Origin of the sequence: Achromobacter denitrificans NBRC 15125, assembly GCF_001571365.1 — a bacterium.
In the GTDB taxonomy this organism is placed as follows: Bacteria; Pseudomonadota; Gammaproteobacteria; order Burkholderiales; family Burkholderiaceae_B; genus Achromobacter; species Achromobacter denitrificans.
In genome coordinates, this window is record NZ_BCTQ01000016.1 from 24,079 (window position 1) to 37,829 (window position 13,751).

Below are 13,751 nucleotides of genomic sequence, written 5' to 3' on the forward strand. Positions count from 1 at the left end.
AGCCATCATGACGAACGACCTCTGGCGCTGGAGCGCCCTCGACCTCGCGCAAGCCATCCGGCACCGGGAGGTTTCCAGCCGGGATGCGGTGCAGAGCTGCCTGGAGCGGGCCCGGCGGCTCAATCCCGTGTTCAACCCGCTCACGGAAATCTACGCCGAGCAGGCCTTGCGGGCGGCCGATGCCGCCGACGCCGCCGTCCGCGACGGCCGCGCGCCGGGCCTCCTCCACGGCGTGCCCGTGACGATCAAGGCCAACGCCGACCTGGCCGGAACGGCCACCACCAATGGCGTCGTCGCCTACCGGGATCTCATCGCCCGCGAGAACAACCCGGCCGTCGACAACTGGATCAAGGCCGGCGCCATCGTGATCGGCCGCACGAACGTGCCGGCCTTCTCGTGGCGCTGGTTCAGCGACAACGATCTGCACGGCCGCACGCTCAATCCGTTCGATGCGGCGCGCACGCCGGGCGGCTCCAGCGGCGGCGCGGCCGTTGCCGCCGCATTGGGCCTGGGGCCGCTGGCGCACGGCAGCGACCAGGGCGGATCGATCCGCTACCCGGCCTATGCCTGCGGCGTCGCGGGCTTGCGGCCGTCGCAAGGGCGAGTGCCCGGGTACAACGCCAGCCAGCGATCGGAGCGGCCGGTGGTGTCGCAGCTGGCCGCGACCCAGGGCCCGCTGGGCCGGACGATCGCCGACCTGAGGCTCGGATTGGCGGCGATGTCGCCCGGCGATAGCCGCGATCCCTGGTGGGTGCCGGCGCCGCTGGAATGGCGCGAGCCCGGCGAAAGCCGGCGCGTTGCGCTGTTCCGGGGCACGGCGGCGTTCCGGCCCGACCCCGCGGTATCGGCCGCGTTGGAGCAAGCCGCCGCCTGGCTGGAGGACGCCGGCTACCACGTCGAAGAAGCGGAGCCGCCCCGGTTCGGCGAGGCGGCCGGCCTGTGGCTCGACGTCCTGATGAACGAGGCGGCCGGCTCCATGGGGCGCGAGATCGAACGCGCCGGCGACCCGGCGATCCAGCGCGCCTACCGCAGCATGCTGGCGAGGGTGCGGGACCTGGACAGGGACGCCTTCGTCGAAGCCATGGCGATGCGCACCACGATCCTGAGGGAGTGGGGCGAGTTCTTCGAGCGCTTTCCGGTGCTGCTTATGCCGGTGTCGTTCGAGCGCCCGTTCCCGGTGGACCTGGACCAGCAGGGCGACGAGGCCATGGAGCGTTTGCTCCGGGCCCAGAGCCCGCTGGTCTCGACCGCGATCCTCGGCCTGCCGGGCCTGTCGGTGCCGGTGGGGATGGCCGACGGCGTGCCGATGGGCGTGCAACTGGTGGCGGGCCGGTTCCGGGAAGACCGCTGCCTCGCCGCGGGCGAGGCGATCGAGGCGCGCGCCGCGTGGTCCGTGCTGGACCACTGCCCCGCCTGATCGCAGCCGTTTCCCCGGGGGATCGGTCCGGCCGTTTCAGGCCGATAGCCCTGGAGGCGGCAGGGGCATGACTATATATCGTATAGTTCCGATATATGATTCGGTAAATTGCGATATATCAATATGACTGCCCCCACTTCCAACCCCGATCCCGCCGCCGCGCCGCCCGGCATCGACGCCGACGCCATCCTCAAGGCGCTGGCCAATCCGGTGCGGCGCGACATCCTCGCGTGGCTGAAGACGCCGCAAGCGTACTTCGAGGAGCGCCCGGGCCATACCTTCGAGCACGGGGTATGCGCGGGCCACATCGACAGCCGCTGCGGCCTGTCCCAGTCCACCGTGTCCACGCACCTGGCCGTCTTGCAGCGCGCGGGCCTGATCACGTCCACGAAAGTGGGGCAGTGGATATTTTTCCGTCGCAACGAACCCGTGATCGCCGCCTTTCTGCGGCAACTCAACCAGGATATGTAGCGCTCCGCTACCACGGGCCCCGCCTGCGGGGCCGAGGATTTCGCATGAACCAGCTATTCGAACCCCTGCGCGTCGGCGACCTGACGCTTCCCAACCGCATCATCATGGCGCCCCTGACGCGCATGCACGCCGACCCGGGCCGCGTGCCCAACGACCTGATGGTCGAGTACTACACGCAGCGCGCCGGCGCCGGCCTGATCCTGACCGAGGCCACGGCCGTGACGCCGCAAGGCGTGGGCTACGCGGACACCCCGGGGCTGTGGACGCCCGAGCAGGTCAAGGGCTGGCGCAAGGTCACGTCGGCGGTGCATGCCGCCGGCGGCCGGATCGTGGCGCAGCTGTGGCACGTGGGCCGCATTTCCGATCCCATGTTCCTGGACGGCGAGCTGCCCGTGGCGCCCAGCGCCATCGCGGCCGAAGGCCACGTCAGCCACGTGCGTCCGCAGCGCGCCTACGTGACGCCGCGGGCGCTGGAAACCGCCGAGTTGCCGGGCGTGGTCGAGGCCTATCGCCACGGCGCCCGGATGGCGATGGAAGCCGGGTTCGACGGCGTGGAAGTGCATGCCGCCAACGGCTACCTGCTGGACCAGTTCCTGCAGGACAGCACCAACCTGCGCACCGACGCCTACGGCGGGCCGGTGGAGAATCGCGCGCGCCTGCTGCTGGAAGCGGTGGACGCCTGCGTATCGGTGTGGGGCGCGGGCCGGGTGGGCGTGCATCTGTCGCCGCGCGGCGAGATCCACAGCATGGGCGATTCCGACCCCGCCGCCACGTTCGGCTACGTGGCCCGCGAACTGGGCAAGCGCGGCATCGCGTTCCTGTGCGTGCGCGAGCACGAAGCCGCCGACAGCCTCGGCCCGGCGCTCAAGGCGGCGTTCGGCGGCGTCTATATCGGCAATGAAGGCTATACGCGGGAATCCGCCGAGGCCGCCATCGCGGCGGGCCGGGTCGATGCCGTGGCTTTCGGCGTCCAGTACATCGCCAACCCCGACCTGGCGCGGCGCTTCGCGCTCAAGGCGCCGCTGAACCGGCCCAATCCGGCCACGTTCTACGCGCCCGGCCCCGGCGGTTATACGGACTATCCGGCGCTGCCGGCCTGACGCGGGTTGCGCCGGACCCGCATGTGCCCGGCGGGCGTCAGAAGGCGGCGCGCATCGGATAGGTGAACAGCGCGAAGTGCGCCGCGTTCAGGCCCAGGTGCGCCAGCACGGCCGCGGCCAGGCCGCCATGGCGGTAGGCCCAGCCATAGGCCGCGCCCGCCAGCCCGGCCAGCAGCATCCATTGCCAGCCGCCGGCGTAATGCGCCAGCCCGAACGCCAGGGCCGCCACGGCCAGCGCCGCCTGGCCGCCCCAGGCGCGGTCGCGCCACAGGAGGCTCAGGCGCTCTTGCAGATAGCCGCGGAACAGCGCTTCCTCGGCCAGCGTGACCAGCAGCGCGTTATTGAGCAGCCAGATCGGGCCCGCGGCCGGCCATTTGGGCGCCCAGTCCACCACGCCCAGCGCCAGCGCGCTGCCCAGGCAGACGGCCGCCGCCGCGGCCCACGCCAGCAGGGCCGCCCGCAGCGTGGCGCGCGGGTCCCGGCCGGCCATGGGCGGGGCCAGCGCCAGCACCACCCAGAACGCCACCAGGGGCTTGTCCAGGTTCAGGTGCATGCCGAAGGGCGCGGCGCCGGGGCTGAGCGGCGCGGGGTCTATCACCCGCAGATTGTGAAAACCCGGCAGCAGATGCAGGAACAGCAGCGCGGCCAGCGCCAGGAACAGCGCATGCCCCGCGGCGCGTGTCGCAGGCGTGGCGTTTCGCAGCAGCACCGCCGCCAGGATCAGCAGCGCGGGCCAGGCCAGCGCCGCCGGATCGAGCGTGCCGTCGGCCCAGGCCCAGCCGTAGGCGGCCGCCAGCGGCGCCAGGGCCCAGCGCCGCGTCGCGGGCGGCCAGAGCAGGGCGGCGGCTACGAACAGGAAGGACCAGGGGCTGAGCAGGGGCACGGGGCGCGGCGGCGAAAAGCGATGAGTGTAAGCGCGGCGCGGCCGCTTGCGGTATCGTGCCTGGGCGCATACCTGGGAGTCGCACCATGAAGACGATCGCGTGGTTGATGCTGGCGGCGGCCTTGCTGCCTTTCGTGTCGACGCTCATCGCCAAGGCCGGAGGCCGGCAATACGACAATAACGATCCGCGCGCCTGGCTGGCGCGACAGGAAGGCTGGCGCGCCCGCGCGAACGCGGCGCAGATCAACACCTTCGAGGCGCTGCCGTTCTTCTACGGCGCGGTGCTGTTCGCGCTCTACAACCAGGCGCCCGCCGCGCACGTGGCCACCTTGATGGCCTGCTGGCTGGGCGTGCGCCTGGGCTATCTGGCGATGTACCTGGCGGGCTGGGGCGCGCTGCGCTCGCTGGTCTGGGCGATCGGCGTGGGCTTCGTGATCGCCATCCTGTTCTCGGGCGTCTAGGGCCTGTTGCCCCTGAAAGAGGCCCGGGCTACTTCCATTCGAACACGGCGCGCGCGGTGGCGCCGTTCTGCACCGAGACTTCGCGCTCCTGCGCGGTGCCATTGTAGGTGGCCGAGACCTTGTAGCGGCCCGCCGGCAGCTTCACCAGCATGTAGGGGCCTTCGGCCGTGGTCTGCAGGACCGGCTTGCCGTGCGCGTCCTGGATCGAGACGTTGACGTTGGCGACGTAATCCGCGTTGCCGTCGCGCTGCGCCGCGAAGGTCAGGGCCAGCGGGTAGTCCTTGGCGGCGGCCTTCATGGCCTCGGACTCGTCCAGGCCGATGCCGCCGCTGACGTATTCCACGGCGCCCTGGTGCTGCACCGCCGGCAGGCCGGCCTGCACCGTCGACAGGACGCCGGCGAAGGCCATGCTGCCCACGGCCATCGCGGCGGCCATGGTGCAGCGTTCGATACGCTTGTTCATTAGGTTCTCCTTGATGGGATGGCCGGCGCCGCTGCGCGCCGGCCGCGGCCATATGCCGCGCCACTGAGGGGTGACAGGAAATTCGACCCTCGCCAGCGCCCGGAGTTCGCGCCGCGGCGCCTTCGATGTCAACCGATTGTTTCCGCGGCCCGGGGGAGGGGATCGCCGCCGCCGGCCGCGCGCCAGGAGAACGTCAGCCGGCTTTCACCGCTGATCGAGCCGTCGGGCGCGAAGCGCCTTTCATCCAGCTGTCCGGCGCCGCCGTCGCGCAGCGCCAGCACGCTGGAGCTGCGGGTGCCATAGTTCGGACTGACGATGAAGGGGCTGCTCAATAGCCTTTCGCGATCCAGCGGCAGGCCGGTGGCGGGCAGGTCGGCGTCGTCGGCGGGCGCTCGGTCGGCCAGGGCGGCCATGAGCGCGGGCAGGTCGGGCTGCAGGCCGGCATGCAGGACGGCCGTGAAGGCGGCTTTGGTGCGCGCCAGCTTGGGCCAGGGCGTGTCGAGCAAGTGATTGGACAGGGCGTAGACGCCGGGCGCGAGCGCGCGCGGCCCGCCGTCGCGGTTGCTGAGATACCAGGCTTCCCGCGTGTCGCCCACGATCAGGTTGAAGCCGTTGTAGGCCTGGCCGGCCTCGTGCACGCGGGCGAGATAGGCGGCGGGCGTGTCGTCGCCGCGCAGAAAGTCTTCCACCAGCGCGCCGCGGGACGGGGCCGGGTCCAGCACTTTGCCCGGTTCGCGGAAGTTCGTCACCAGCGCATAGCGGCCCTGGACGGTGGCGCCCATCCAGGTGCCGCCGGCGCGGCCATCGCGTCCCGCGTAGATGCCCGGCGCGTCCGGCCATCGTTGGGCGGGCAGCGTGGGCCTTTCGTGGAATTCATCGCGGTTGGCGGCGATCAGGACGGGGATGCCCGGCAGGGCGTGCAGGGCCAGTACGGCAAGACACATGGTTCAGACCTGGTTGGCGGGTTGATCGGGGGTGGCGCGGCCCGGCGCGGCCGCGAAATCCGGGCCGGCCAGCGTCGCGCGCAGGGTTTCTATCTGGGCGGCCACGTCGCGCAGCGCGGGCGAGGGCGAAGTGACGGCGGCCGAGGGCATCGGCGCGCCCTGGGCGACGGCGGCGCTCATCTCGTGCAGGCAGGCGGCCAGCTGGCCCAGCTGCGCGGCCGTGGGCGGGGCCTGGCCGTCGGGCGCGGACCAGGCGGTGTCGGAGATTGCGTTGGCCACGCGTTCCAGGGCCACTTCGACCGGCCACCAGGCCAGCGCGCGGCGGCTGACCAGCCGGGGCTCGGACAGGCCGCGCTGCAGCGCGACGCGCAGGTCGGACAGGCGCGCGTAGGCGCTGGCGCGCAGATCGTGCCGGCTGGCGGGGTCGGCCTGGAATACCGTGTTCAGGTAGGCGGCCAGCGTCGCCATGGCGGCGGAGACGGCGTTGTCGAGGTTGTTGCGCTCGATCCGGATCCAGGGCAGGTAGCCGACCAGCAGCACGATGGACGCGGCCACGCCCACGTCGATCAGGCGCGCCAGCGCGATCGGCCAGCTGCCGGGCTGCAAGGCGCCGATCAGCAGCATGAGGATGGGCAGCAGGATGGCCGAGAACAGGCCGTAGTTGCGCCGTATGGACCAGGGCAGCAAGGAAGCCAGCGCGGCCACCGTGAGCAGGCTGACGATGCCGTTGCGGTCCAGCGCCAGCACCGTCGCGCTGATGGCCACGCCGATCACGCTGCCCGCGCAGCTTTGCAGCGCCCGCGCGAAGACCGAGCCGAAGTTGGGCTTGAAGACCACCACGACGATGAGCGGCACCCAATAGGAACGCGGCAGCGACGCCGCGTGCGCCACCACTTCCGCGGCGATCAGGCACAGCCCCAGCCGGATCAGGTAGCGCAGCGTCGTCGGTCCGGGGCGGTAGGTGCGCGCCAGCACCCGCCAGGGCGTGCGCGGCCGGGCCGGGGGCAGGCCGGCGAAAGCGTCGGCCTCGGTCAGCTTGCCGCCGTCCAGCAACTGCTGCACCTGCGTCAGCGCGTCGGCCAGCTGCGGCATGCCGGCGCGCTGCAAGGCGGCGATGTCCTCGCGCGGATCCGGCACGGCATCGTTCTCGACCCGGTCGGCCAGCCGGTTCATCACGCGCGCGCAGTCCGGCGGCAGCACGCGGCCGGCGCGGGCCAGCGCCAGCGCGGCGTTGGTCAGCGGCGTGCAGGCCTGCAACTGGGCGGCCAGGCGGGCCAGCCGCGGCGAGGGGCCGGCCGCGCGGCCGCGCGCCGCCAGCACGGTGTCGTAGGCGGTGGTCATGGCCGCTTCCATGTCGCGCCGGGCGGCCATCGTCCGCGAGGTGCCGATGGCCGCGAACATCGCCGCCAGCTTGCGGTAGGCCATCGCCACCGCCGCGCGCTCCGGGGCGATGGGATTGACCACCCAGCCCGACAGGGTCAGGGCCAGGCCGAACAGGCCGCCCGCGCCCACCAGCACCGAAGGCAGCCAGGGCGGCAGCGTGGAGGTGAGGCTCGCGCCCACGATCACGTAGACGGCGAATTGCAGCGTGGCCACCGCGGCGATGTTGTTGAAGGTGCCGACCAGGCTGGCCGCCAGCACCAGCACGGTCATGGCGCCGGCGGTCCAGAGGCCGTGGCCGGAGATCAGGTTGCCCAGCAAGTAGCCCAGCGCGCCGCCGAACACGGTGGAGCCGATGGACAGCGCGCGGTTGCGGTAGGGGCCGCCGTTGTCGCCGGTAATGGCGGGCAGCGCGCCCAGCGATACCAGGGCGGCCGCCGCGCTCTGGTCCAGCGCCAGGCCGGCGGCGGCGGGCAGGCCGATGGCCAGGGCGGCGCGCAGCGCCACCCAGCGGCTGACCGGCGAGGGCTCCATGTGCGCCAGGCTCATCAGCCAGCGCATGTTGGAGCTGCGCGCGCCGCGGCTCATCGAGGGGCGGGACACGATGGCCTCATGGCGGCACGGCGGCTCAGGCCTTGATCAGCGGCGCCTCGTCGGGCGCCGCCAACCGGAAATAATCCTCCGTATTGAGGAGGATGGAAGCATCCAGGCGGCCGGCGTTGAACACGATTTCGCCGTGGCGTTCCCGGAGGCTGGGATCCACCAGCAAGTGCAGTTCCGGATTGAAGCTGAAGGGAGGGATGGCGCCGATCTCGCAGCCGGTGAGTTCGCGCGCCAGGTCCTGCGACGCCAGCGACGCCTTCTTGCCGCCGGCCGCGCGGGCGATGGCGTCCAGGTCGGCCTGCTTGTCGGCCGGGAAGACGGCCAGCACGTTCTTGCGCAGGTTGGACGACACCTTGACCCGGCACACCAGCGCCTTGGCGCCCTGGCTGACCTCGGTGCCGCGGATGGCCGCCACTTCGACGGACCGGCCGGCAGCCGGATGTTCGATCAGGCGGTAGCGGGCCTGGTTCTGGGCAAGCAGGGCTTGCAGGCGTTCAAAGACTTCCATGTCGGGCGCGGGCGGTGGGCGATCGGGCCGGCGCCGGGAGTCGACGCCGTACGCCGCATGATACGCCGGCCGGGAGCCATGCAGGCCCTAGATGTCTCCGGTGAAGGCGTAGCCCCAGCCCCACACGGTGCGGATCGGCAGTTCCACGCTCAGGTCCTGCGCCTTGCGCCGCAGGCGACTCACCACCACGTCGGTGCGGCGCATCGAGTCGCGGGCGCCCTGGGCTTCCAGGCCGGGCGAATCGCCGCGCGGCAGGCGCTTGTCGGGGCTGGCCGTGAGCTTGAGCAGGAACTCGCGTTCGGCCTGGGTCAGCGACAAGCGCGCGCCTTGCGGGCTGACCAGCGTCCAGGCGGCATCCTGGAATTGCCACTTGCCCGCGGCGTCGGCGGAGGGCGCCGCGGGGGGGCGCGGCTCGGGCTCGGCGGACGGCCGGCGGCCCGCGGCGGGCACGCGCCGCACCAGCGCCTGCAGCGCCGCCGCGATCTCGGGCGTGCCCACGTCGGCCTGGAAGCAGGCGTCGGCACCGCAATGCAGGCCCAGGATGCGGTTTTCGGGGGAATCGAAATTGGAGATGGCGATGATGCCGGCGGTGGTATCCATGGCTCGCAGGCCGGCCACGGCCATGCAGAGATCGGAGAGCTCGGCTTCCATCACCAGCAAGGGGGTGCGGCGCGCCTGGAACAGGCGGAACAGGCCGTTGGAGTCTTCGCAGGGGCGCGGCGAGAAGCCCATTCCGGCCAGCGCGCCGCTACGGCGCTTGCGTTGACCGGCATCGGGCGAGAAGACGATCAAGTCGAGGAGGTCATTCATGAATCGTTGTGATCTGTGCAGCATAAGCTTCTGCATGATGCAACGGATCCAGCGGTTTCCTAAACCTCGCTCAACACTACTTTCCGGCCCGAATTCTCGGACATGCGCGCGCCGCGGGCGCCGGGCGCACCGTTGTGGTGCGCGACCGGCGTTTCAAGGGGCGCCTGCTTCGTTCCACCAGCCGCCGCCCAGCGCCTGCAGCAGCGCCGCGGTGTCGGCGTAGCGCGCCGCGTCGGCCTCGGCGCGCGCCAGGCGCGTCTGCAACTGTTGGCGCTGGCTGTCCAGCAGGCTCAAGTGGCTGATGCCGCCGGCGCGATACCGGCCTTGCGCGATCCGCTCGGCTTCGTCGGCGCGGCGCCGGGCGTCGTCCTGCGCGAGATAGGCCTCGCCGTCGGTCTGCAGGGCGCGCAAGGCGTCGGCCACCTGGCGGAAGCCGTCCAGCACGGTCTGGCGGTAGGCCGCCGCCGCCGCGTCGTACGCGGCTTGCGCGGAGCGCTGCCGGGCGCGCAGTTCGCCGCCGTGGAACAGCGGCTGCGCGAGGCCCAGGCCGAGGTTCCAGACGTTCACGCCGTTGGACAGGTCGCCGGCGCGGGTGCGTTGCGAGCCGAAGCTGGCGGTCAGCGTGAACTGCGGATAGAGATTGGCGGTGGCCACGCCCACGTCGGCCGAGGCCCGGTGCCACAGCGCCTCGGCGGCCAGCACGTCGGGCCGCTGGCGCGTGAGCGCCGACGGCACGCCGGTGGGCACGTCCGGTGGCAGGGTCAGGTCCGCCAGCCGCAGCGGAGGCTGGCGCAAGTCCGCGGGCGGCAGCCCGAGATAGGTGGCCAGCTGGTGCGTGACCTGCGCCAGCTGGTAATCCAGCGGCGGCAGCGTGGCCCGCGTCTGCGCCACGAGCAGCTCCTGGTTGCTCAGGTCGGCCTGCGACACGCCGCCGGCGTCCAGGCGCTGGCGCATGATGTCCCGCTGCCGCATTTGGGCCGCGAGCAGCTCGCGGGTGACGTCCCGCCGCTCGCTCAGGTCGGCCTGGCGGATCGCGGCGGTGACCACGTTGGCGGCCAGCGACATGCGCGCGGCCTGCAGTTCGTGGCGCTGGTAATCCACCTGGGCGCCCAGTCCTTCCAGGGCGCGGCGGTTGGCGCCGAACACGTCCAGCGTGTAGGACACGTCGATGGAAGCGTTGTAGAGCGTGAAGGGCGCGGGCTGTTCCGCCACCGGCACGCCGAAGGCCGAAGGGTCCACCTTCTGCCGCGCCACGGACAGGTTGCCGTCCACGGAGGGCAGCAGGCGTCCGCCGGTCTCGGCGTTCAGGTCTTCGGCGGCTTGGCGCAGGCGGGCGCGCGCCTCGTCCAGCGTCGGGCTGGCCGCCAGCGCCTGGCGCACCAGGGCGTCCAGCGCCTCGGACTGGAACAGCCGCCACCATTGGGCGGGGATGTCGGCGCCCGCGGCCAGCTGCTGGCCGGCATCGGCCGCCGGCGCGGCGCCGGGCGCCACGTAGGCGTCCACGGCGGGCGCCGCGGGGGACCGGAAATCCGGCCCCACCGCGCAGCCCGCGAGCAGCAGGCTCAGGGCCAGCGCGGCCAGGCCGCGCGGCGCGAGGTCGGAGGGGAAGGGCGGAGGCAGGGAGCGGGACATGGCGGCTCAATCCAGGGTGCGGCGGTAGAACTTCACGGCGGCGGTCATGACGACCACGGTGAACAGCAACAGCGGCCAGATGCTGGGCCAGAGATCCCACCAGCCGTTGCCCTTGAGCAGGATCCCGCGGATCAGCCGGTTGAAGTGCGTCAGCGGCAGCAGGTTGCCCAGGTATTGCGCCCAGACGGGCATGCCCAGGAACGGGAACATGAATCCCGACAGCAGGATGTTGGGCAGGAAATAGAACATGGTCAGCTGCATGGCCTGCAGCTGGTTGCGGGCCAGCGACGACAGCGTGATGCCCACCGTCAGGTTGGCCGCGATGAACAGCAGCGCGGCCAGGTACACGCTGAGCAGCGATCCCTGGAACGGCACGTGGAAGACGAACCGGGCGGCCAGCAGGATGATGCTGGCCTGGATCAGGCCGATCGCGATATAGGGCACGATCTTGCCGGTCATCACCTCGACGGGCCGCACCGGCATCGCCAGCAGGTTTTCCATCGTGCCGCGCTCGCGTTCGCGCGTCATCGCCAGGCCGGTCATCATCACCAGCGTCATCGTCAGGATCACGCCCATCAGGCCCGGCACGGTGTTGTACTGCGAGATCTGTTCTTCGTTGTAGAGCCGGTGCACGCGCACCTCGAAGGGCGGCTGGCCGCCGGCCAGGCCGGCCAGCGGCCCGGTCAGGTCCTTGTCGGCCACGGCCTGGGTCAGCTGGGTGGCCGCGCCGATGGCCAGGCCGGTGGCCATGGGGTCGGTCGCGTCGGCCTCCAGCAGCAGCGCCGGGCGTTCGCCGCGCAGCAGGCTTCGGCTGAAGTCCGGCGGAATGGTCAGCACGAACAGCACGCGGCCCTGCGCCAGCGCTGCGCGTCCGGCCTCTTCGTTGTCCAGCTCCTCGGTGACGTGGAAGTAATCCGACGATTTCATCGCCGCGACGAAGCTGCGCGTGAAAGGACTGTGGTCCGCCGCGATGATGGCGGTGGGCATCTGCTTGGGATCGGTGTTGATGGCGTAGCCGAACAGCGCCAGCTGCATGATGGGCATGCCCACGATCATGCCGAAGGTGATGCGGTCGCGGCGCAGCTGCAGGAACTCCTTGAGCACCATGCTCCACCAGCGGGACCAGGAAAAGCCTTGCAGGCGGCGGATCATGGCGGGCTCGCGTAGTTGTCGGTGGAGCGGTTCATCAGGTAGATAAAGACGTCTTCCAGGCTGGTGTCGATGCGCTCCAGGCTCAGGTCCTGCCCGGCGATGGCGTCGTGCAGGGTGCGTTCCAGCAGCGCGGCGTCGCGGCCGCTGATGTGCAGCGCGGAACCGAAGGCCACCGTCTGGTCCACGCCGGGCGCGCCGCGCAGGCGCTGCGCCAGGGGCACCAGGTTGTGGCCGCGGATGGCCCAGGTGGTCAGCCCCTGTTCGGCGATCACGTCGTCGGCCGTGCCCTGCGTGAGCAGCCGCCCGTAGGACAGGTAGGCCAGCTTGTGGCAGCGTTCGGCCTCGTCCATGTAGTGCGTGCTGACCAGGACCGAGATGCCGCGCGCGGCCAGCTCGTGCAGCTGCTCCCAGAAGTCGCGGCGCGCGGTCGGATCGACCCCGGCGGTGGGCTCGTCCAGCAGCAGCAGACGCGGCTCGTGCAGCAGGCAGGCGGCCAGCGCCAGCCGCTGCTTCCAGCCGCCGGACAGGGAGCCGGTCAGCTGCGCCGCGCGGCTCTGCAAGCCCAGCCCCTCCAGGGCCCGGTCCACCGTCTCGCGGCGCCGGGGCATGCCGTACATGCGCGCCACGAAGTCCAGGTTCTCGCGGATGGTCAGGTCGTCCCAGTACGAGAACTTCTGCGTCATGTAGCCGACGTGCCGCTTGATCTGCTCGCTGTCGCGCAGGATGTCGTAGCCCATGCAGGTGCCGCTGCCCGAATCGGGCGTCAGCAGCCCGCACATCAGCCGGATGCAGGTGGTCTTGCCGCTGCCGTTGGGGCCCAGGAAGCCGAAGATCTCGCCTTCGCGCACTTGCAGCGACACGTCGTTGACGACCTGCTTGTCGCCGAAGCGCTTGGTCAGGCCGCGCACGTCGATCACGTAGCCGCCGGCCGCGTCCCGGGGAGCGGGGGCCGCGCTCATTGCAGCGCCGCTTCGAGGGGTTGCCCGGGATGCAGGCGCGGCGCGGCTTCGGGCGTCGGCCGGGCCTGGATCATGTAGACCAGCTTGCTGCGGCTTTCCCGGCTGTAGATGACGGGCGGCGTGTATTCGGCCTGGGTCGAGATGTAGTCGATGCGCACGGGGATGGGGTCGCCGCAGCTGTCGCAGCGCACCATGAGCTGCTGGCCCATCTTCAGGCTGCCCAGGGCCGTCTCGGGCACGAACAGGCGCACCTTGATGTTGCCCGGCGGCAGCAGGCTGACCACGGGGCTGCCCGCCGGCACCCATTCGCCCTCGCGGTACAGCGTATCGAACACCAGCGCCGCGGCGGGCGCGGCCTGGCGCTTCTGCGACAGGGTCCAGTCCGCCTGCGCCAGCGCCGCCCGGGCGGCCTCGACCTGCGCGGCCTGGGCCAGCCGCTGGTCGTCGCGGCCGGGCAGCGCGGCCACGTCCAGCTGGGCCTTCAGCTCGCGCACCCGCGCGGTGTCCGACTGGGCTTGTTCGCGGCTGTCGTCGAGCTGCGCCCGCGCGATGCCGCCGATGCGGAACTGCTCGGTGTCGCGCCGCAGTTGCGCGGCCGACCGCCGCGCGGCCGCCTCGGCCTGGGCCAACTGCGCTCGGGTGACGTCCACCTCGGCCGGACGCTTGCCGGTGGCGATGTCTTCCAACTGCGCGGCGGCGGCGGCCAATTGCGCGCCGGCCTGGTCGCGCGCGGCGGTTTCGCGTATGGCTTCCAGCGCGAACAGCGGGGCGCCGGCTTCGACCTGCTGGCCGCGCCGCACCGGCAGCTCGGCCAGCCGTCCGGCTTCGGAGGAAGCCACGTAGACGTACTCGCCTTCCGCGTAGCCCTGGAAGAACGCGGCGTTGTCGTTGCCGCAGCCGGCGAGCAGCAGCAGGGCCAGGGCCGGGACGGCGGGCAGGGGGCGGCGCAGGGCGGTAGGGATGCGCAT

At 71.7% G+C, this 13,751-nt stretch carries 14 protein-coding genes; 4 read left to right on the forward strand and 10 right to left on the reverse strand.

All coding sequences use genetic code 11. The features are described from left to right. The first annotated feature begins 7 nt into the window (after nucleotides 1-7). The 3 genes from ADE01S_RS14875 to ADE01S_RS14885 all read left to right on the forward strand — a co-directional run bounded on the left by ADE01S_RS14875 (nucleotide 8) and on the right by ADE01S_RS14885 (nucleotide 2,988). Nucleotides 8-1,417: an amidase family protein gene (locus ADE01S_RS14875; protein ID WP_062682605.1), complete on the forward strand. Its 1,410-nt coding sequence runs from the start codon at nucleotides 8-10 to the stop codon at nucleotides 1,415-1,417. A 123-nt stretch (nucleotides 1,418-1,540) separates the two neighbouring features. Further along, complete coding sequence (locus ADE01S_RS14880; protein ID WP_062682483.1) at nucleotides 1,541-1,888, forward strand: ArsR/SmtB family transcription factor; 348 nt, start codon at nucleotides 1,541-1,543, stop codon at nucleotides 1,886-1,888. A 44-nt stretch (nucleotides 1,889-1,932) separates the two neighbouring features. Continuing rightward, on the forward strand, nucleotides 1,933-2,988 hold the full coding sequence (locus ADE01S_RS14885) for an alkene reductase (RefSeq protein ID WP_062682484.1): 1,056 nt from the start codon (nucleotides 1,933-1,935) through the stop codon (nucleotides 2,986-2,988). Between the two features lie 37 nt (nucleotides 2,989-3,025). Here ADE01S_RS14885 and ADE01S_RS14890 read toward each other — a convergent pair whose 3' ends face one another. After that, a complete protein-coding gene (locus tag ADE01S_RS14890) occupies nucleotides 3,026-3,871 on the reverse strand; it encodes a CPBP family intramembrane glutamic endopeptidase (RefSeq protein WP_062682485.1) in 846 nt (281 codons plus the stop codon). 86 nt (nucleotides 3,872-3,957) lie between these two features. Here ADE01S_RS14890 and ADE01S_RS14895 point away from each other — a divergent pair, with 86 nt between their 5' ends. Next, nucleotides 3,958-4,332 (forward strand): MAPEG family protein, encoded by a 375-nt coding sequence (locus ADE01S_RS14895; RefSeq protein ID WP_062682486.1) that lies wholly within the window; start codon nucleotides 3,958-3,960, stop codon nucleotides 4,330-4,332. 28 nt (nucleotides 4,333-4,360) lie between these two features. Here the strand turns inward: ADE01S_RS14895 and ADE01S_RS14900 are convergent, their stop codons facing one another. From ADE01S_RS14900 to ADE01S_RS14940, 9 genes are all read right to left on the reverse strand, one after another. Next, nucleotides 4,361-4,795, reverse strand: coding sequence for a carboxypeptidase-like regulatory domain-containing protein (locus ADE01S_RS14900; protein WP_062682487.1), 435 nt, complete (start codon nucleotides 4,793-4,795; stop codon nucleotides 4,361-4,363). 128 nt (nucleotides 4,796-4,923) lie between these two features. Further along, on the reverse strand, nucleotides 4,924-5,739 hold the full coding sequence (locus tag ADE01S_RS14905; RefSeq protein WP_062682488.1) for an NRDE family protein: 816 nt from the start codon (nucleotides 5,737-5,739) through the stop codon (nucleotides 4,924-4,926). 3 nt (nucleotides 5,740-5,742) lie between these two features. After that, nucleotides 5,743-7,722, reverse strand: coding sequence for an FUSC family protein (locus ADE01S_RS14910; RefSeq protein ID WP_062682489.1), 1,980 nt, complete (start codon nucleotides 7,720-7,722; stop codon nucleotides 5,743-5,745). 25 nt (nucleotides 7,723-7,747) lie between these two features. After that, nucleotides 7,748-8,230 (reverse strand): YbaK/prolyl-tRNA synthetase associated domain-containing protein, encoded by a 483-nt coding sequence (locus tag ADE01S_RS14915; protein ID WP_062682490.1) that lies wholly within the window; start codon nucleotides 8,228-8,230, stop codon nucleotides 7,748-7,750. 87 nt (nucleotides 8,231-8,317) lie between these two features. Next, nucleotides 8,318-9,040, reverse strand: a complete 723-nt coding sequence (locus tag ADE01S_RS14920) for a response regulator transcription factor (protein WP_062682491.1) — start codon at nucleotides 9,038-9,040, stop codon at nucleotides 8,318-8,320. A 153-nt stretch (nucleotides 9,041-9,193) separates the two neighbouring features. Beyond that, entirely contained in the window at nucleotides 9,194-10,672 is a 1,479-nt protein-coding gene (locus ADE01S_RS14925) for an efflux transporter outer membrane subunit (protein WP_082775808.1), read from the reverse strand. Nucleotides 10,673-10,678: 6 nt separating this feature from the next. Next, nucleotides 10,679-11,824, reverse strand: a complete 1,146-nt coding sequence (locus ADE01S_RS14930; protein ID WP_062682492.1) for an ABC transporter permease — start codon at nucleotides 11,822-11,824, stop codon at nucleotides 10,679-10,681. After that, nucleotides 11,821-12,783 carry an ABC transporter ATP-binding protein gene (locus ADE01S_RS14935; RefSeq protein ID WP_062682493.1) on the reverse strand — a complete coding sequence of 321 codons (963 nt, stop codon included), beginning with the start codon at nucleotides 12,781-12,783 and terminating at the stop codon, nucleotides 11,821-11,823. Before ADE01S_RS14935 ends, ADE01S_RS14930 begins: the two co-directional genes overlap by 4 nt. Then, complete coding sequence (locus tag ADE01S_RS14940; RefSeq protein WP_062682494.1) at nucleotides 12,780-13,751, reverse strand: HlyD family secretion protein; 972 nt, start codon at nucleotides 13,749-13,751, stop codon at nucleotides 12,780-12,782. The genes ADE01S_RS14935 and ADE01S_RS14940 overlap by 4 nt, the downstream gene beginning before the upstream one ends.